Below are 19,666 nucleotides of genomic sequence, written 5' to 3' on the forward strand. Positions count from 1 at the left end.
TGGCACTGATCCCGATCGGTCTGGCAACCCAGATGCAGATTCCGGGTCTGTCTGACTTCGTCGCTCAGGCAAACGCCCAGATCCAGGCGGCGAACACGCAGATCCAGCAGCAGGCTGGCCTGTTCAACCCGCAGCTGGCTGCACAGGTTGATGCGGTCAACCAGCAGCTGGGCAAGTTCGGCGCTGATATTGCAACGGTCGCCGGCGGTCTCGCGCTGATCGCTGCAGGCATCCTGGCTGGCACGTTGATCTACGACAACTGCGCCCCGAACGGTGGCGGCAGCTCTGTGCAGGATCTCGAGCTGAAGGGTTCTTCTGGCAAGACCTACGCTGGTTCCTCCAAGGAGGACAACAAGCCGGCGAAGCAGGAGGGTTCTTCTGAAAAGAAGTAGCCGTCAGGCTGAGGCCTAGACTGTAGGCCTTGTGTTGGGTGTTGCCTCGTGTCCCCGGTTGGGGGGGGTGCGGGGCAACACCCTTTTGCGTGGCGTCGAAAAGCGCCGATGAGCGTGCCTGCGATGGGATTGCACTGGGCTCAAGAGCCCCGATAATTCGATCCCCAAAATATTTTGCGATCAGGTGTTGGAAGCCTTAGGGTTAACTGCATGTACCCAGGTACCTGATCGATCGATGGCGGGAGCCTGGGTGGCGCTTTGGTGTCTCATGGTGGGGCACTGTGTCCCGAAGGAATCTGTATGAAGAAGCACCCCGTCCTTCGCCGCCGTGGTACCTCAGTGGCCGCTGCCGCGTTATCTTTTGCACTTATCGCGCCGTTTGCGCAGCCGATTGCCGCTCCGCACTGTGCTGCCACCGCTTTCGCAGGCACCCCGGAGCAAACCGGCCAGCCAAACGACGCTGGTAATGGGGTCGAGTACCCGGGCGGAAACGCGGATGGCGTCTATCAATCTGCTGTGGACGAGGAACGCTACACGTTCACGGACCAGCCCGTCAGGGTCAAAGGAGCGATAGAGTCCGACGCACCGCAGGGCACGAACCAGTCTATTGAGGGCTACGTTATCCACCAGCGAAACGGCGACCTCTCGGTGTATCCGGGTTCGCGCGACCCCTGGAGGCCGATCCCGATGGAGGGCGTGCGCGTGTACGCGCAGTGGACTGAGAAGGGCGGTGTCACTTCGCCGGTCTATACGGCGACCACGCGTGAGGATGGCCGCTACACCATTCATATGCAGCCGTTCACCAACGCCAAGGGTGAGGTTGTGAAGTTCGACGCGGACCCAAATGGCCCGCAGTACGAGAAGATCCGTGTGTGGGTGGAAAACCCGGACCCGGAGAACTTCACCCAACTCTATGGGTACAAGTTCGGTTCCCTCGGTCCCGATGCGGCATCGTACGACGTCCTTGGCGGCATGAGCTGGCTCATCGGGTCGGACCGCGTGACCAACGCGCGCTTTACGTTTGGCGAGAAGATACGTAATGACATCATGCATCGCGATGATGCCACCGAGAACGCTCTGGTAGGTGGGGGAAACGCGTCACCTGGTCAGATCAAGGGCGACCTGTTTTGGAGCATCTGGACCTCCCAGGGCGCGTTCACGCCGAACCTGCTGAACAAGTACGACGGTCCGGACGTCCCTGCAACAGGGATGAAGGTCTACGCCTCGTACTTGTCTGACTACGCAGTTCGTCAGATTGAGGAGGGGTATACCAAGGAACATGGCCTCAAAGAGGTGCGCGGTTGGGGATGGACCAACCGCGATGAGGCTGCGCTGCAGAACTGGATCAAACGCAAGATGGCCGAGGAGGGCAAGGAGAAGTGGATTGCTGAGACCGCTGTCGCCACCGTCGGTAGCGATGCCGTCTACCAGCTGCAGTTCAAGGGCACGTTCGGTTTCGCGTGGAATGATCGCAGCCGGTTCACTGATCTGAACCGCAACGACGGCACCGAGGTGACGTTGTCGGATGGGAAAACGTACAAGGCGTACGACCTGTTTGGGCAAGTCGCCCCGAGTGCTGAGGATGGCACCTGGTATAAGCTCGCCACCGGCCGTGGGGCGAAGAACTTGCCGAAGCACGTGAACTGGGATTGGTTGTTCTTCTCCACAGAAGAGCTGGACGGGTTGGGGCAGTTCACGCCGTTCTACAACAACGCCTTCCTGCCACGTCGGCAGTACGTGTTCAACGGTCCAGGGAACTGGGGCGGTGGATTCGTCTACAGCGACCGTGAGCCCTTCCTGCTTGAAAACCGTATCGTCCTGTATTCGGATTACACCGTCTTTGACGTGCTCGACTACGACACGGGGGACAACCCGGCGAAGCCTGGCGACGTGGTGACCACCGAGACTGGCGGTCTTCCGAAGCGCTTCGTCGACGGCATGAAGTATGAGATCGAGTGGATCGACTCAGAAGCGGGCAAGGTCGTGAAGGTCTGCGATGCTGTGCACGCCACGAATGGAACCATTCCCGGGTGCTCGCTGGACACCGGTGACAAGACACTCTTCCCGGATGGCATGACGTCCACGATGACATTTGCGGCATATCTGTACCCGATCAACGCGGAGACGAACAGGCGCGGCCGGCCGATTGCAGTCGACGCGTTCACGGTGCGCGTCGGCTGGCAGCCGCAGTATGCGTCGACCGCTGCTCAGCCTGGTGAGGCGGCGACGTCGAAGGCACCGACCTTCGACAGCACTCAGACCGAAAACGTGCGGGAGGAGCTCACCGCCGAGGAACTCACGGCAGAGGACGCGAACCAGGAACCGACGAAGTTTGAGCTAGCGGAAGGGTTTAGCGTTCCACGCGGTTACGAGATTCTCGTTGACCCGGCTACGGGTGAGGTCTCAGTGACGTTCCCGCAGCACGCGTCGGCAAATGCCGACATTGATGTGCCGGTGAAAGTCACCTACAAAGATGGAACGTCTGCAACTGGTACCGCGCACTTCTTCCTCGAAGTAACCGACCGCACTGCTGACCAGGTGCAGCCAGAGTACGCCGTGGGCGAGGCGAAGCCGGGCGAGGGCGTGACGTCGATTCCGACCTTTAAGGAAGAAGACGAGCACGGCGATCCCACTGATACGACGGTGGCTATGCCCGAGGACACAACGTTTGCCTTGGACGCAGACCCGGAGAAGGCTCCGCGGTACACCGACCGCGAAGGCAAGGAAAAGCCGCTGCCGCTGGGTGAAGCGCCAGTGGATCCACGCACCGGTGCTGTGACTGTCACAATCCCGAGGGACGCGCAGCCGGGGACAGAAGTCACCGTGCCCGTTGAGATCACGTATCCGGATGGTTCTGGGGACCGCGCTGACGCCATGATCACCGTTGGCATCCCAGATAGCGAGAGCTTCGAGCCGGAGTACGGCAACGTGCTCGTCGTGCCTGGCAAACCGGCGACGTCCGCGCCTGCCTTGAAGGGCGGCCACGGCAGAGTAGTCGATGTGTCTGGTGGGTCGACATTTGTGCTTGCTGAAGAGTTTGAGGCGCCGGAGGGCTACACCATCGTTCGTGTCGACGAGGCGACCGGTGCAATCACCGTGACTGCCGACGCCTCCGCATTGCACAAGGACTCAGTCGAAGAGTTCGCAGCTCCGGTCACGGTGACGTACCCGGACGGTTCGGCTGACCATGTGACAGCCGCATTCCACCTCGACACCGATGGTGATGGGACTCCGGATGTTGTCGATTCGGATGATGACGGCGATGGTGTCCCGGATTCGGTGGAGAAGGTCAAGGGGTCGAACCCGAAGAACAAGGGCTCGATTCCCGCGACCCCAATTGAGCCGGGGAAGCGCAATCCGCTGGTCATCACTGACACGGTCACCGTTGTCGAGGGGCGGGAGTCTGCGCCTTTCGAGACGGCGAAGCACGTTCCGGAAGGCGGGAGGGTCTCCGTCGAGGGACTACCTGGCGTACTGACAGTTGAGGTGGAAACCGGTACAGCGATCGCGAACCCGGAAAAGTTCTACGACTGGGGCGCAGACGAGGAAACGCGCGACGTACCCGTTACGGTGACCATTGCCGATAAAGGCGGCGCGACCGTCGCTGAAGGTACAAAGGTGCTTACCGTCCAGCGCGATACTAACGGTGATGGGGTACCGGACGTTATAGATACGGATGACGACGGGGACGGAGTCCCCGATACAGAGGAGAAGCAGGCGGGCACAGATCCGAAGGATCCCAACTCCGTGCCAGCGGTGATCAGGGCAATCGGTGAAAAGTCGGGCACCGTTGGCGTACCGATTGCTCCGTTTACGCTCGAGGTCGACAACGCTCCGGCGACGGGCACGATCAGGTTTGATGGTCTGCCGGATGGAGTCGCGTTTGATCCGGAGACCGGTGAGGTTTCGGGCACCCCGGAAGTGGCTGGCACCTTCGAGGTGACGGTGACTGTGGTGGGCACACACCGCAGGCCGGTCACCGGGGCTGATGGTCAGCCAGTGGTGCGGACGTTTACGTTCAACGTCGCGGAGAAACAGCAACAACCGACAGATAGCCAGCGCTTTGCGCCGGAGTACCACGAGGTCAGCGGCAATCCTGGTGAAGACGCCAGTGTGCGCACACCGGTGTTCAAGGACAACGACGGCAACATCGTCAAGCCGCCTGCGGGCACAACACTCAGCGCAGGTGCAGGCGCGCCGACGGGGGCGACAATAAATGAGGACGGCTCAATTACCGTGGCAGTGCCTGCGAGCGCGAGGCCGGGCGAGACACTCACCATCCCGGTTCTCGTGGCGTACCCGGACGGCTCTACTGACGTAGTCGAGGCCGCTGTGCGTGTGGTGAAGCCGGACCCGACGGTGCAGCCTGCTGATACCACCACCGTTCCTGCAGACGGCGGGGAGCACGCGATTGGCGTAGTCGAGCACCCGAACGGTGATGAGGTAGGCAGGCTTATCGACGAGGGCGGCGACGTGATCCCGGGCTCAAAGGTGGTGATCGCAGAGGACGGCAGCGTCAAGGTCACGGTGCCCGAGGGCACTGACCCGCAGATAGCCGTGGTCGTGATTACTGGCGGTGGAGAAACGGTCGGCGAGATCGGTATCACCATCGTTGACCCGAACTCCGACGCAGCGAGGTTTGTACCGAACTACGGACTGACTCGCGTTGAAGCTGGCGCAACCGAGAACGCGAACCCGTTTACAGGAAAGGCTGATGTGCCGCTGAAGCGTGCGGTCGGCACACCGTCGGCGGGTGCTGAAGGCTGGGCGTTCGAGATAGCGTCGACAAGCGGCGAAATCGCGGCGACCGCGCCGAGCGCTGGGCAGGTCCGCGAGAAGGTCGCCGAGGAACTGCCGGGGATCAGGCACCAGGTGGCGTCTCAGCGGTGGGACGAGTTCGTGAAGGCCTTTACCGCGCTTGCGAGGCCGAGCGTGGAAGTGCAGTTCACCTACCAGGACGGGTCGACGAACCAGGCAACCGCCGCATTCGAGCTCAACGCCTTGCTGGATCCGGACGGCGACTTTGACGGTGACGGCATCACCAATAGCCAGGAGGTGGCAGCGGGAACGAACCCGGCAGACAGCGACACCACACCGCCGGTGATCAATGAGGTCAGGCCAGGGAATCGGGTGATCGCCGGGAAGGGCGATCGCCCTGGCGAGACCATCACGGTGACCTTCGTTGGTGGTAGGACGGTCGTGACCACGACCGGCCAAGACGGCACCTGGACCGCCAAGTTGCCGTCGGGTGTGGTGCTGCGCCCGGGCGACAAGATCACCGCGACTGATGGTGCGGGCAATACGTCGGCCACGAACGTTGGCATCGATATTGCGAAGTGCGCGGCGACCGCAATTGGTTTCAGCCTGCCGCTGGTGGCGCTGATCCCGGTTGGTTTGGCCTCCGAGTTGCAGATTCCGGGTCTATCCGGCGTTGCGGCGCAGCTCGACGCGCAGATCCAGGCCGCGAACACGCAGCTGCAGCAGCAAGCCGGGCTGTTTAACCCGCAGCTCGCCACGCAGGTTGAAGCGATAAACCAGCAGCTGGCCAAGGTCGGCGCGGATCTGGTGAGTGTCGCCAGCGGCCTCGCCCTGGTTGCCGTTGGCATCCTTGGTGGGACGTTGATTTATGACAACTGCTCGCCAAACGGTGGGAGCTCCGTGCAGGACCTTCAGCTGCAGGGGTCTTCGGGCAAGACCTACGCTGGTTCCTCGAAGGAGGAACAGGATAAGGCTGGTGCTTCGAAGGAGGACACGTCCTCGAAGCAGCAGGAAGGCTCCTCTGAAAAGAAGTAAGCCAATCCTTGCGGCCTAACTAAGGGCTCACCATGAGCCCGACGTTGTGCCCCGCATCCCCGTCTCAGGGGGGGGTGCGGGGCAACACTCTTTTCCAACCGCTTGCGTCGCAGTATGCGCTTCTACTCGCGGGCGTTTGGTAGGGGGCACAAAACCGCGGCTGAAATCACTCAGACAGCTGAGGTGCTCCAGGACAACTTGCTTTTCTGCGGCTACTCACGAGCGCTCTCGCGAAACGCGTTCGCCGCCAACACGTGTTTGCAAGGGCCGCGGGTGTCTTTGTACTTGGCAAACCAGAAACAGGTGCAAGCAAACGCAGCGGCGTCGTCATCAAGCCTCACCGTGTATGTATTGGAGCCGGAGCGCACCGTGAACTCGTCTTTGTACCCGTCGAGAGGAGTGACTGCGTTGCCGGCCAAGAGCTCTTCGGCATTGCTAAGACGTGTGTTGAGCTTGCCAATCATATTCGGGTCAAGTGGTAGCGGGCGGTGAAAATATGCGCCCAGGGTGAGGTCGTAGCCAACCTGACCGGTTGAAGCAAGGACTTGGAGCGCGTCTTCAACGCGGTCAAGGGTGAGTCCGGTCTCCGCCGCGAGGTGGGAGATGTCAATGTGCGGATCGAACGCGAGAACTGCGGAGACAAGGTCAGCATCATCGGCCGCATATCGGCTGATCAGAGACATCAGCAATGAGCCTTCACCGGAAAAACCTCGGGTCTTCATCGGGCTGAGCACTACTGTGAAGCGCGCACCAGGCAGGTCAACAACCCATGCGGATGACTTGGGCTGCGAAGATCCGTCACTCTCGGTGCTATATGCCGACAGCTTGGTCACGTACGGCAGAAGGGGGAGGAGCGGTTTCAAACGTTCCGGTCCGGGCAAACACACCGCGCCTTTCAACGGCTTCGATGCCAGGCGCAAGCCCCGTAAGGCTGGTGTGGCCCACGACACGGAGTTTGGCGTAGATGTCCCCGGCAGCGAGGTGATGAACTTTGTTGCCTCCGGCCCCGTAAGCTCCTGCTGCAGCGTCATGGTGGCGCTCATACGCTGCGATTCCGCAAGCCCTTTCACCCACCGCAGAGGTAGGTTGACCTTTTTCTCTTCCAGTGCGTTGTCCATGGTCGTGACGTGCAGCGCGTCATCGGCAATGGTGAGGTGGAGCGGCGAGCCCGGTGTGACAGTCGCAAGCGCTTCACGCAGCGGGGTGTTGATGTCTACGTTGGTCACGCCCAACTGGTGGGACTGTGCGTCAAGGTCGGTGACATCCAAGCGGGCATAGGCGCTGCAGCAGCTGGAGAAGGATTCGAACCGCAGACCTTCTGGGGTGGAGGTGACCACCGGGTCAAGAGCGGCGAGCGCCACGGTGTTTACGGGCGTGTAGAAGCGTTTCGCGGCGTAGTCTGCGACGGTAAGCACCCCGCGAGCGACGATATGCGGGTTTTCCACGAACCCGCTGAAAAAGTGCGGCTCGTCCACGTGGAAACGCGTGCCGCCACTGGTGGCAAGCTCGAGGCCCTGGTCAGTCATGGCGGATGGATGGGTGTACGTGTAGCGCATCTAGGCCTCCTTGAGCAGCGCCGCCGCTGCCTGCGCTGCCTTTGATTTGCCGCTAAAGGCTTCAAGCCATTCGCACAGTGCAGCGTCGAGTTCTCGCGAGCCGGTGTCGAGTCGCACGTTACGGAAGAGCTCGATGAGCTTGCCGAGGTCGCGTGACTTATGGTCCAGCTGAGGCAGGAGGTGTGCAAGGATGCCATGGACGTAGGTTGGGTTGAGCGTTGCAGCGTCGGCAAGCGAGGCCTCCCAACGGCCAAGGATGACGTTGCCTATCTGCGCCCATTCGCGGGCAGTGGTTTCCGCATCGATGAATTCCGGGAGCCTCGTTGCCACCAGCTCCGCAGCGATTGCGCGCATTTCGGGATCAACATTCGCCATGGCCTTGCCCAGGAACCTGGCGGTGTGCCGTGACCATGCGCCTGGGTGCCAGGTCAGTACGTCAACGATGCCGGGGTCTTGCTTCTCTGTGTAGCTCGACAACCCTCCATCTAGGTCTTCTTCCATGTCGTGGGTGTAGGCATCTACGCAGCTCGGGGCGACGATTGCGCGTTCGGCCGGTAAATGGGCTGCGCTGTACGGGCTGGAAACCAGAAATGGCAGCGCCTCCTCGCGCTGTGCGCTTCGGTCTTTCCACCCTTGTTCGGTGCGTACCCACACGCGGCTTTCGCCGCACTGGGTGCATCGGTCTTCAGGCGGAGTCCACAGGATGCAGTCGCATCCAGTTCGCACTCCCTGCACAGGCACGCAACCAGTGCTGTCGTCCTGGTAGTCCATCAATCGCAAGTGGGCAAGGAGCGCATCGTCGTGCCAGATGCCATCGCGATTTGAGTATGTGGCAAGTCGGCGGGCGAATTCCGTGTTGTCCACGAGACCGAAAGTGTCCGTCGGCGTCGAGAGCAACGTGCGCGTGGGCTGGAGCCCATGCACGATGGCAACGATCCGCAACAGCGATTCCCTACTCAGATCAGTGCTCAGCCTAAACGCGTTGGCTTCTTCCACCTCGGCAGGAGAGCAGCGGCACTGCGCCAACAGCCAGCGCGCATCGGTGACAGAAGACGCGGGGCCGTCGTTCGGCAGCACGGGTTTGAGAATCTCCAACGCCCGCGGCCCGGTTTCAGCCAGCCAGGCAAGGAGTAGTGCAAAGCCGACCGCGTCGGGCGTGGCGAGCAACTCGCGGGTGCGAAACAGGGCGTCCTCGTCCGTCCACGGGGTAACAGGCTGCGCCTCGACGTGCTGCGCTAACGATGCGGAAGGCACTCCAGGGGTGTCTGCGCCGCTGGTGTCCTGGGACCCGAACAATTCGAGTGTCATAACAGGGGACAAGGTGTCACGGGCGGCGTCGATAAGCTCGGCCCTTTTCAGCGTGCGAAGGAGTGCAGCGCTGCGGCGCACGACCTCGTCCTTTGCGTGGTAGAGGCCGGTTTGCGCGGCGTCGGCGATCCCTGCAGTCAGGTCTTCACGCTCGGCCGAGATCTTCTCTAACATTTTCAGCGCCGTGATGGCTGTCGCCTTCGAATCACTCAGGGCGTGGGCAGCGGCGGCAACAAACCCGTCTGCATCCAACTCCGATAGGCGAGAGAGCTGTTTGATAGCGAACGTGGTTGTAGAGCCCACTCCCGAACCCATCGCGGCAATCAGCAGGTGTTGGCGCTTCGTGGTTTCCTCCTCGCTCGGTGCGAAATCCTCGTAATGCTGGGTAAACCAGCGAACGCGGTGGGTGGGAAACCCTCGGTTCAGTGCTTTGAGCATCTCATCGAGCAGCCGGTCGCGGTCCAGCATCCCCTCGTTCACCAGCGCAGCAAGCGATTTTGCCCAGCCAGGCCAATACTTCTTCTCCATGGTGGTGAAGCTGACTTCCTGGGTGCCGCCGAGGGAAAAGAGCGGCCATATGAGTGCTTCCCGGAGCTCGGCGTCGTGCCAGAGGAGAAAGTCGCGCTCGAAGCCGGCCTGCCCCATCAACCCAATAAAGTATGGGTCGCCGTGCTCGATCGTGTAGCCCTCAAACAGCTCGCGCAGGCGAATCTGGATGAATGTGTCACCCCTGAATTGGTTCCACCCCTCTTGCTCGGGCTGTGTTGGGTTCTCGATGCGGTATTTGGGGTCGATCGGGAGGGCGCGAATCGTCTCGTAGGCTTCTTCCAAGGTCATGCCGGGGCGCCACCAATTGACGGTCTTCCAATGCTCTTTCTCGGCTTGCTCTTTGGAGAGTTGCTCAAAGTAGTTCACGTTGCGTCCTTTAGCGGTCGAGGTTGGTGCGGCGGCAGCTTCTTGCCCGGCATCGTGACACAGATTACGTATCCCTTCAATGGCTTCGCTATGTCGCACATCCTGGGGCCATAAGTGGCGGCCCACGTTGCTTGATCTTGGCGGGGTCGCCGCATTCGCCGCTGGTAGCCTTGTGCTTCATGGAAATGCTTATCGGTCGCGTAGTGAAATCCCACGGTATTCGGGGTGAGGTCGCCGTGGAGTTGTTGACGGAGGAATCCGAAGACCACATTGTTGTCGGAGCAGTGCTCACAGGCCGCCAAGCTGGTAAAGAGCAGCGGCTGACGGTGAAGACGGTACGTCCGCACCAAAAGCGCCTCTTGGTCAGCTTCGAGGAGGTCCCCGACCGCACCGCCGCCGACAGCCTGCGCGGCATGAAGTTTTATGCCGAACCACTTGAGCGTGACGCGGAGGATGACGGCTACTACGACCATGAGCTCATAGGCCTCGAAGTGCGCATGGATAGGGCACGCATTGGCGAGGTCACCGGTGTCATGGACACCCCGAACCGCAAGATCCTCGAAGTGGACTACCAGGGCAGGGAAGTGCTCATCCCCTTCGTCATGGACATCGTCCCGGAGGTGGACCTGGAGCATGGCTACCTGACCATCACCCCGCCGGAGGGGCTGCTCGATGTCTAGCACCCCGCAGCTGCGCCTCGACGTGGTCACCATCTTCCCCGAATACCTCGAGCCGCTGCGCCACGCGCTCTTAGGCAAGGCGATTGAGCAGGGGATCCTCGAGGTCGGCGTGCACGACCTGCGGCAGTGGGGCGAGGGCAACCACAAGTCTGTCGACGCCCCGCCCCTCGGCGGCGGGCCCGGCATGGTGATGAAACCGGAGGTGTGGGGCCCGGCGCTCGACGCAGTTGCGCACCGCGACGCCGACGTCGCAACGCTCACCTCGGCGGCGGCGCACCGCAACGACAAGGTTCGCCACGATGAGCGGCGCGGCGTCGAAGCCCGGCCCTACGAGGCACGCGACGTGCGCGAGGGCGAGGACCCCGAGGCACCGCTGCTGCTCGTGCCGACCCCGGCGGGCGCGCCCTTTACGCAAGCGGACGCGCAGGCCTGGTCGCGCGAGCACCACATCGTGGTGGCCTGCGGGCGCTACGAAGGCATCGACCAGCGCGTCTTCGAGGAGGCCACTGCCCGCTACCGGGTGCGCGAGGTCTCCATCGGGGACTACGTGCTCATCGGCGGCGAGGTCGCAGCCCTGGTCATCGCAGAGGCCGTCACCAGGCTCATCCCGGGGGTGCTGGGGAATACGCAAAGCCACGAGGACGACAGCTTCTCCGACGGGCTGCTCGAAGCCCCCAGCTACACCACCCCGCGCACCTGGCGCGGCATCACGGCACCGGAGGTGCTGACCTCCGGCGACCACGGCAAGGTGGCAACCTGGCGCAGGCAGGCTTCGCTTACGCGCACGCAAGCCACGCGCCCGGATCTCATCGCAAACGCTCGCCAGGCCGGCGAACTCGACGAGGACGACGTGTTCTTCCTCGATTCCCGCCTGGTGCGCACTGGGCTCGACGTGCTCATCGACCCGCAGGCGTGGTCCAAAGTGCGAAAGCGCATGCGCCGCGCGCTGGCCAAGACGGGCTACCGGATAGACGATGCAACACTCACTGAGCGCAAAGGTGCTGTCTGCTTCGAGCCCTCCATGCTGGAGCAGGCCTACGAAGGTGAGCACGGCCGCCCACCGCACGTCCCGCTGTGCCAGCTTGAGATCACCGGCCGCACCACCCTCAGCGACACCGAAGCCACGGAGGCCGTGGTCGCGGCCCTGCCGCGGGGCACCCAGTGGGCGGGGACAACCCGGCCAGTAGAATCGCAACAATGACATCTCTCGCAGCGACAATCGCGACAGAACTCAACGTACAACCGCACCAGGTCGAAGCAGCCTTGAAGCTGCTGGCCGAGGGCAACACCGTCCCGTTCATCTCCCGCTACCGCAAGGAAGCCACCGGCGGGCTCGACGACGCGCAGCTGCGTCACATCGAGGAGCGCCACACCTACCTCGTGGAGCTCGAAGAGCGCAAGCAGACGGTCATCGAGGCGATCGAGGAGCAGGGCAAGCTCACCGACGAACTCAGGCGCGACATCCTCGACGCGGATACCAAGGCGCGTGTGGAGGATCTCTACCTGCCGTACAAGAAACGCCGCAAGACGAAGGCGGATATCGCCCGTGAGGCCGGCCTCGAGCCGCTGTTGGACAAGCTTATCGACGCCCCCGGCACCGACCCCGAGGCGCATGCGCAGGACTTCCTCTGCGAGGGCTTCGCGGAGACGAAGGCAGCCCTCGACGGAGCGCGCGCTATCCTGGTCGACCGCTTCGCCACCGACGCGGACCTGGTCGGCGAGGTCCGCGAGCGGCTCTACACCACGGGCACGATGCGTTCCTCGGTCGTTGAAGGCAAGGAAGCAGAAGGCGCGAAGTTTAAGGACTACTTCGAGTTCAACGAGCCTTTCGAGTCCCTGCCCTCGCACCGCATCCTCGCGCTGTTGCGCGGGGAGAACGAGGGCGTGCTCACCCTCGACCTGGACGCGGGCGATGAGTCGGTCTACCAGGGCATGATCGCCGAGCGCTTCGAGCTGCCCGTCGATGACAGCGAGTGGCTGGCCAAGGCAGTCAAGTGGGGTTGGCGGACCAAGCTGCAGGTCTCGGCCAACCTGGATACGCGCGTCCGGCTCAAAGAGAAGGCCGAGGAGGGCGCGCTTGAGGTGTTCAAGACGAACCTGCGCGACGTGCTGCTTGCCGCACCTGCGGGCCAGCGCGCAACCCTCGCTTTGGATCCGGGCTACCGTAACGGCGTCAAATGCGCCGTCATCGACGGCACGGGCAAGGTGCTCGATACCACGATCGTGTACCCGCACCAGCCGCAGAACCAGTGGCAGCAGGCGGTGCAGACGCTGTCCTCGCTGTGCGCGCAGCACGCGGTGGAGTTGATCGCGGTGGGCAACGGTACCGCCAGCCGCGAATCGGAAAAGCTCGCCGGTGAAGTCGCGGACCTGATCGCCGAGGCGGGTGGCGCGCGGCCCACACCGGTCGTGGTCTCGGAGTCGGGTGCTTCGGTGTACTCGGCAAGCGAGATCGCCGCTGAGGAGTTTCCGGACATGGACGTCTCCCTGCGCTCGGCGGTCTCCATCGCCCGCCGCCTGCAGGACCCGCTCGCGGAGCTGGTGAAGGTGGACCCGAAGTCCATCGGTGTGGGCCAGTACCAGCACGACGTGAACCAGGCCGCACTCGCGCGCACACTGGATGCCGTGGTGGAAGACGCCGTGAACTCGGTCGGCGTGGACGTCAACACCGCCTCGGCGCCGCTGCTCGAGCGGGTTGCCGGGGTGAGCGCAACGATCGCGAAAAACATCGTGGCCTACCGCGACGAGCACGGCTCCTTTGCCTCGCGCAAGGAGCTGGGCAAGGTGCCGCGCCTTGGACCGAAGGCCTTCGAGCAGTCCGCGGGCTTTTTGCGCATCCAGGGCGCGGCCGATCCGCTCGACGCCTCCGCCGTCCACCCCGAGGCCTACCCGGTGGTCAACCGCATCGCCGCGTCCACCGGGCTGGATACCAAGGGACTCATTGGCAACAGTGCGGTGCTGACGAAGCTGCGCCCGGCCGATTTCGCCGACGAGACCTTCGGCGTGCCCACTGTCACCGACATCATCGCCGAGCTGGACAAGCCGGGCCGCGACCCGCGCCCCGAGTTCAAGACCGCCACCTTCAAGGAGGGCGTAAACAAGGTTTCTGACTTGACCCCGGGCATGATCCTCGAGGGCACCGTCACCAACGTCGCCGCCTTCGGCGCGTTCGTGGACGTGGGTGTACACCAGGACGGCCTGGTCCACGTCTCCGCGATGAGTCACAAGTTTGTCAACGACCCGCACGACGTGGTGCGCTCGGGCGAGGTGGTCAAGGTCAAGGTGATGGACGTTGATGTGGAGCGCCAGCGCATCGGGCTGAGCCTGCGGCTTGACGACGAGCCGGGGCAGGAACCCAAGCGCGGCAGCGGCAAGCCCGCGCAGTCGCGTGGTGGGAAGCGCCGGGGTGGGGGACGACGTGGCGTCGAGAAGCAAAAGGCCCCGGGCGGTTCGATGGCGGATGCGCTCAAGCGTGCCGGATTTGGAAAATAGGGTCTTGCCTGTGTAGACTTGCGCAGGTTGTTGTAGGCGACATGAACCAGCCGAGCGCCCTTGAATGGGAAAAGCCGCTAGGGTCCTCTGTCCTTAAACGTAAAGGATTGCTTGATATGAGCAACGGCATTATTGATCTTGTAGACGCAGGCCAGCTGCGCGACGACATTCCGGACTTCCGCCCGGGCGACACGCTCGACGTGCACGTGAAGGTGATCGAGGGTTCGGTCACCCGTACCCAGGTCTTCACCGGCTTCGTTGTGCGTCGTCAGGGTGGCGGCATCCGCGAGACCTTCACGGTCCGCAAGGTCTCCTTCGGCATCGACGTGGAGCGTACCTTCCCGGTGCACTCCCCGAACATCGAGAAGATCGAGGTTGTCCGCAAGGGTGACGTCCGTCGTGCGAAGCTGTACTACATGCGTGAACTGCGCGGTAAGGCAGCTCGTATTAAGGAGCGTCGCTAAGCTTTTTAAGCTTCGGCACACGCCCCGCACGCCAGGTATTGGTGTGCGGGGCGTTTTGCGTGGGCTGCTAAAGTGTGCGGAGTGACCAACGTGAATGGAAATCCGAGCGGCTCGACCCCGGAGCCGGAGTACCCCCGCGACACCACTGTGCCGGCAGCGCCTGCAGCGCCCGCAGCCGAGCAGGGCGCGCCTGTGGCCCAGGCCGAGGAGCCCAAGGATGAGGGCAAGAAGGACATGCCGTGGTATGTGGAAATCCCCATGGTCATCGTGCTCACGCTGGTGTTCATCTTCCTCATCCAGACCTTCATCGGGCGGCTCTACGTCATCCCCTCGGGTTCGATGGAGCCGACGCTGCACGGCGAGGACGGCTCGGGCGACCGCATCTTCGTAGAGAAGGTCACCTACGCGTTCAATGACCCGAAGCCGGGCGACGTGATCGTGTTCAAGGGCACCGACTCCTGGAATACCGGCTTTACCACCAACCGCTCCGACAATACGTTTGTCCGCGGGCTGCAGGAGGCCGGCTCCTGGGTGGGGCTCGTGCCGAAGGATGAGAACACGCTGGTAAAGCGCATCATCGCCGAAGGCGGCCAGACCGTGTCCTGCCAGGAGGGTGACTCGGCGGTCATGGTTGATGGCTCACCGATCAACCAGGACTACATGATGCAGCCGTCCTACTACCCGGTGGATCCCACAACTGGCTCGGATGCCTGCGGCGGGCCCTACTTCGGGCCGGTTGAGGTACCGGAGGATCACTACTTCATGATGGGCGATAACCGCACCAACTCCGCGGACTCGCGCTACCACATGGGCGATGGGCTTGAGGGCACGATCCCGCGCGAGAACATCCGCGGCAAGGTGTTAGGTATCGTCTTCCCGCTGAACCGCTTCGGCGGCGTGGAGAGCCCGGACATCCTGCAGTAGCGCATGGGGCGTGTTCGCAGGCTGAAGCAGCTGCGCACCTACGAGGTCGCACTGCACAAGGCGGGCCTGGGGCCGGTCGCGGGCGTCGACGAGGCAGGCCGCGGCGCCTGCTTCGGGCCGATCACTATCGCGGCGTGTGTGCTGCCGCCTGAGCCGCTGCGCGCGCTCGAGGGGCTGACGGATTCGAAGAAGCTGACGGCGCGGCGTCGAGAAGCACTCTTTGGCCCCATCATGGAGCTGAGCCTCGCGCACGCGGTCGTGCACATCCCGGCCGCCGAGATCGATCACCGGGGGATCCAAGCCGCGAACCTGGACGGGGCGCGCCGCGCGGTTGCCCAGCTTGGAGTGCAGCCGGGCTATGTGCTTGTCGACGGCTTCCGCATCCCCGGCATGCCCGTAGCGCAACTGCCAGTCATCGGCGGGGACGCCGCGGCGCGCTGCATCGCGGCGGCGAGTGTGCTGGCCAAGGTGAGCCGGGACCGGCTCATCGCGGAGATGGACGAGGCATACCCCGGCTACGGGCTGGCAGGCCACAAGGGCTACGGGACGAAGGTGCACATGGATGCGGTGCGCCGCCACGGCGCGACACCTGAACACCGTTATAGTTATGCCAACGTCAAAGAGGCGCACGAGGTCTACACAAAAGGGGTGCTTTGATGAGCGCTGAGGAACTGGATAACTACGAGGCCGAAGTAGAACTCTCGCTGTACCGCGAGTACCGGGATGTGGCCAGCCAGTTCTCCTACGTCGTTGAGACTGACCGCCGCTTCTACCTGGCAAATGCGGTCGAGCTGATCCCGCACACTGAGGGCAGGGACGTCTACTACGAGGTCCGCATGTCGGACTGCTGGGTGTGGGACATGTACCGCGCTGTGCGCTTTGTCCGCTACGTCCGCGTGATTACGTTCAAGGACGTCAACATCGAGGAGCTGGACAAGCCGGATCTCACCTTCCCGGACCCGCGCTAGAAGTTTTTCGGCGCGCAAGGGAACCGGCGGGCCTGTTTCGGAGTCTAACTAGGTACGGCGTGTGCGAACGCACCGCAAAACAAACCTAGTGACTTTGGGAGGGGCCATGCACCACACCACTTTTGCCAACCAGTACGAGCTCGGCTACGCCGGTGAAGCCAGCGCGATTTCCTTCTACGAGCAAGCCGGCTACGAGCTGCTCGCGCATCGTGCGCGATGTAGATCCGGCGAGCTCGACTTGATCTTCCTTGCGCCCGACGGGGCAGTCGTGTGCGTGGAGGTAAAAACTCGCCGCAGCACCAGCTTCGGCGGCGCGGAGGCGGTGACCTCGAAGAAACTCGCCACGATGCGGCGCTGCGCGGCCGAGTGGCTCGCGGGCTATGAGCACGACTATCGCGAGGTGCGCTTCGACGTCGTCGAGGCGCTTTTCGACGGCACCGAGTTCCACCTCCAGCGCTACCAGGGGGCCGACGATGGCGCTTGCTAGCACACAAACTGCAACGGTAGAAGGTGTCCACGCCCACCCGGTGACCGTGGAGGCCAACGTCGGCCCGGGCCTGCCGGGCATGCACATGGTGGGGCTGGGGGATGCGGCGGTGAAAGAGTCGCGCGAGCGAATCCGCACCGCGGTGGCCAATGCGGCGTTGCCGTGGCCGCGCACGAAGATCATGGTCTCACTCTCGCCCGCGCACCTGCCGAAGGCGGGCTCGCATTTCGACCTGCCCGTCGCCGTCGCGGTGCTGGGCAGTCTGGACCCGCGCGCCCAGGTGCGGCTGCGCTCGACGATGCTGCTCGGCGAGCTGGCTCTCGACGCCACGCTACGCCGGGTCGAGGCGATCCTGCCGATGCTGCTTCAGGCGCGCCAGCGTCAAGACATCGAGACCATCATCATCCCGCGCGCGAATCAGCACGAGGCCGCGCTGGTGGGCGATCCCCGTATCCGGCTGGCCGACTCGCTGGGGGAGGTCTTCGCGTTCCTTACCGGCGGGCCGGCGTTGGAGGCAGTTTCCGCGGAGTTCGCTTGCGCGGCGAGCTCGGAAGGCCCGGACTTTCGCGACATTGCGGGACAGGCGCACGAGCGCGCCGCCTTCGAGGTCGCTGCCGCGGGCGGCCACCACGTAATGCTGGTGGGCCCGCCCGGCACCGGCAAGTCCATGCTGGCCGAGCGCCTGCCGTCGATCCTGCCACCTTTGACCCAGCATGAGCGCATCGAGTGCACCTCGCTGCACCAGGCCGCCGGTATCTCGCGCGGCGAGGTCGTGGCCAACCGGCCGTTCATCGCCCCGCACCCCTCGTTGACCAAAACGATGCTGCTCGGCGGGGGAGCACACAACCCTGCGCCGGGCGCGGTAAGCCAGGCCCATCACGGGGTCTTATTTCTTGACGAGGCCTCCGAGATCCCCGCCCGAGTCCTCGACGCCCTGCGCATCCCACTCGAGCAGCAGGAGGTAAGGCTCACCCGCGGCAAGCGCACCGTGGTCTTCCCGGCCAGCTTCCAGCTCATCATGGCTGCCAACCCCTGCCCCTGCGGGCAGGAGCAAGAAAAATGCCGCTGCCACCCCAGTGAGCGGGCCCGCCACCTGGCGAACATCTCCGGCCCGTTGCGCGACCGTCTGGACGTCTTCTGCCGCACCACCCAGGCCGCCGCGGTGTTGAGCCCCGAGGGGGCCGAGTCCAGCGCGGTCATCGCCGAGCGCGTGGCCCTCGCCCGCGAGCGCGCCGCCGCCAGGTGGGGCGCAGCGTTGACGAACGCGCAGGTGGCCTCCACGCTGCTGCGCCGTGAGCACCCGGCCGACGAAGCCGGCATGACCTTCCTCGAACACCGCCTCGGCCACGGCGAGCTCACCCAGCGCGGCGTGGACAAAGTGCTCAAACTTGCCTGGACGCTCGCGGACCTCGAAGCCGCGGCCGTGCCCGATATCGACCACGTCGCCCGCGCCTGCGAGCTGCACGCCCCACGACTTGAGGAGCGTGCCGCATGAGCGCATTAACGTCTTGGGCGTACCTCTCGCGCGTCATCGAAGGCCCGTCCACCCACCTCCAGGAACTGCTGCGCGCCGGGCGCGACGCCGACGAGATCGCCCGCGGCATCCGCCACCGCGCCTCGTGGCTCGGCCCGCTCTTGCGCACCACCGAGCGCCGCTATGACTGGGACCGACCCGCAGAAGACCTGGAACAGGCGCACTCGCTTGGCTACGCCCTGCTCACCCCGGAGGCACCCGGCTGGCCCGGCGCACGCATTGAGGAGTCCTTCGTGCGCGGTGCCTTCGCCAGCCGGGAGAATATGGATAACCCCATCGCGGACGCCGCCGCCCCGCATGCGCTCTGGGTGCGCGGCGCGCACGATCTGGCGCAGCTGTGCGAGCAGTCCGTGGCGTTCGTGGGCACCCGCGCCGCCACCGCCTACGGGCACCAGGTCACCCAGGACCTGGTTACCTCGGTGGCCAAGCACCGCTACACGGTGATCTCCGGCGGGGCGCTCGGGATTGACACGGTCGCACACGAGGCGGCGCTCGCTGCGCGCACCCCGACAGTGGTGGTCGCCGCCTGCGGGCCGGGCATTACCTACCCGCGGCGCAACGAGCGCCTCTTCGACCGCATCGTGGCCGCGGGAGGCTCGATGGTGACGGAATATCCGCCAGGCGTTTCCCCGGATCGCCACCGTTTCCTTACCCGGAACCGCCTGGTCGCCGGGCTTACTCTTGGCAGCGTGGTGGTGGAGGCGGCGTTTCGCTCCGGGGCGCTGAACACCCTGAAGTGGGCGCGCTACTACAACCGGCAGGCGATGGCGGTGCCCGGCTCGATCCTGGGCGCGGGTTCCCTGGGCGCGAACCTGGCCATCCGCAACGGGAATGCCACGATGGTGCTCAACGGCGAGCAGATTCACGCTCAGCTTGGCGAGCTCGGTACGAGCGAAGGCGAGGAGCAGCTCGAACTCGAGTACGCGGCGAACCCCGTCCAGCAGCTCAGCCACAACGAGCTGCGCGTATACGACGCCACCCCGCCGAATGACGCCCAGGCGCGCGAGGCAGAGGAGATCGCAGCGAGCGCCGGGATGAGCACGGGGCTGACCGTACACCTGCTCATGGAGCTCGAGCGTCGTGGGCTGGTCCAGCGCAACCGACGGGTGTGGTCCCGCACCCAGACGTAACGTTTGGGGACCAAGTACACTCA

Annotated in this window: 14 protein-coding genes; 12 read left to right on the forward strand and 2 right to left on the reverse strand. The window is 63.9% G+C overall.

Annotated features, from left to right (window positions below):
* Positions 1 to 392 (forward strand): hypothetical protein (locus tag HMPREF2550_RS06620; protein WP_168167694.1); only part of this gene is annotated, 392 nt, incomplete at its 5' end.
* 300 nt (positions 393 to 692) lie between these two features.
* Complete coding sequence (locus HMPREF2550_RS06625) at positions 693 to 6,185, forward strand: YPDG domain-containing protein (RefSeq protein ID WP_070790429.1); 5,493 nt, start codon at positions 693 to 695, stop codon at positions 6,183 to 6,185.
* Between the two features lie 212 nt (positions 6,186 to 6,397).
* On the opposite strand, the gene HMPREF2550_RS06630 is transcribed toward HMPREF2550_RS06625, so the two are convergent.
* Both HMPREF2550_RS06630 and HMPREF2550_RS06635 read right to left on the reverse strand, forming a co-directional pair.
* Positions 6,398 to 7,741, reverse strand: coding sequence for an SWIM zinc finger family protein (locus tag HMPREF2550_RS06630; RefSeq protein ID WP_070790430.1), 1,344 nt, complete (start codon positions 7,739 to 7,741; stop codon positions 6,398 to 6,400).
* A complete protein-coding gene (locus HMPREF2550_RS06635; protein WP_070790431.1) occupies positions 7,742 to 9,964 on the reverse strand; it encodes a DUF6493 family protein in 2,223 nt (740 codons plus the stop codon).
* A 179-nt stretch (positions 9,965 to 10,143) separates the two neighbouring features.
* On the opposite strand from HMPREF2550_RS06635, the gene rimM reads away from it, so the two are divergent.
* The 10 genes from rimM to HMPREF2550_RS06685 all read left to right on the forward strand — a co-directional run bounded on the left by rimM (position 10,144) and on the right by HMPREF2550_RS06685 (position 19,643).
* Positions 10,144 to 10,644, forward strand: a complete 501-nt coding sequence (rimM, locus tag HMPREF2550_RS06640; protein ID WP_070790432.1) for a ribosome maturation factor RimM — start codon at positions 10,144 to 10,146, stop codon at positions 10,642 to 10,644.
* The gene (trmD, locus tag HMPREF2550_RS06645) at positions 10,637 to 11,845 is read left to right on the forward strand and encodes a tRNA (guanosine(37)-N1)-methyltransferase TrmD (RefSeq protein ID WP_083319822.1); all 1,209 of its coding nucleotides are present in this window, start codon (positions 10,637 to 10,639) and stop codon (positions 11,843 to 11,845) included. The genes rimM and trmD overlap by 8 nt, the downstream gene beginning before the upstream one ends.
* Positions 11,842 to 14,136, forward strand: a complete 2,295-nt coding sequence (locus HMPREF2550_RS06650) for a Tex family protein (RefSeq protein WP_070790433.1) — start codon at positions 11,842 to 11,844, stop codon at positions 14,134 to 14,136. Before trmD ends, HMPREF2550_RS06650 begins: the two co-directional genes overlap by 4 nt.
* Before the next feature lie 116 nt (positions 14,137 to 14,252).
* Entirely contained in the window at positions 14,253 to 14,600 is a 348-nt protein-coding gene (rplS, locus tag HMPREF2550_RS06655; RefSeq protein WP_070763618.1) for a 50S ribosomal protein L19, read from the forward strand.
* A 234-nt stretch (positions 14,601 to 14,834) separates the two neighbouring features.
* Positions 14,835 to 15,524 carry a signal peptidase I gene (lepB, locus tag HMPREF2550_RS06660; RefSeq protein ID WP_070790560.1) on the forward strand — a complete coding sequence of 230 codons (690 nt, stop codon included), beginning with the start codon at positions 14,835 to 14,837 and terminating at the stop codon, positions 15,522 to 15,524.
* Positions 15,525 to 15,527: 3 nt separating this feature from the next.
* The gene (locus HMPREF2550_RS06665) at positions 15,528 to 16,181 is read left to right on the forward strand and encodes a ribonuclease HII (protein WP_070790434.1); all 654 of its coding nucleotides are present in this window, start codon (positions 15,528 to 15,530) and stop codon (positions 16,179 to 16,181) included.
* Positions 16,181 to 16,492, forward strand: a complete 312-nt coding sequence (locus HMPREF2550_RS06670) for a DUF2469 domain-containing protein (RefSeq protein WP_038591265.1) — start codon at positions 16,181 to 16,183, stop codon at positions 16,490 to 16,492. The genes HMPREF2550_RS06665 and HMPREF2550_RS06670 overlap by 1 nt, the downstream gene beginning before the upstream one ends.
* Before the next feature lie 106 nt (positions 16,493 to 16,598).
* Positions 16,599 to 16,979 carry a YraN family protein gene (locus HMPREF2550_RS06675; protein ID WP_070790435.1) on the forward strand — a complete coding sequence of 127 codons (381 nt, stop codon included), beginning with the start codon at positions 16,599 to 16,601 and terminating at the stop codon, positions 16,977 to 16,979.
* The gene (locus tag HMPREF2550_RS06680; protein WP_070790436.1) at positions 16,966 to 18,474 is read left to right on the forward strand and encodes a YifB family Mg chelatase-like AAA ATPase; all 1,509 of its coding nucleotides are present in this window, start codon (positions 16,966 to 16,968) and stop codon (positions 18,472 to 18,474) included. Before HMPREF2550_RS06675 ends, HMPREF2550_RS06680 begins: the two co-directional genes overlap by 14 nt.
* Positions 18,471 to 19,643: a DNA-processing protein DprA gene (locus tag HMPREF2550_RS06685; RefSeq protein ID WP_070790437.1), complete on the forward strand. Its 1,173-nt coding sequence runs from the start codon at positions 18,471 to 18,473 to the stop codon at positions 19,641 to 19,643. Before HMPREF2550_RS06680 ends, HMPREF2550_RS06685 begins: the two co-directional genes overlap by 4 nt.
* The last annotated feature ends 23 nt before the right edge of the window (positions 19,644 to 19,666 follow it).

Source organism: Corynebacterium sp. HMSC074A01 (assembly GCF_001831515.1).
Taxonomy (GTDB): domain Bacteria; phylum Actinomycetota; class Actinomycetes; order Mycobacteriales; family Mycobacteriaceae; genus Corynebacterium.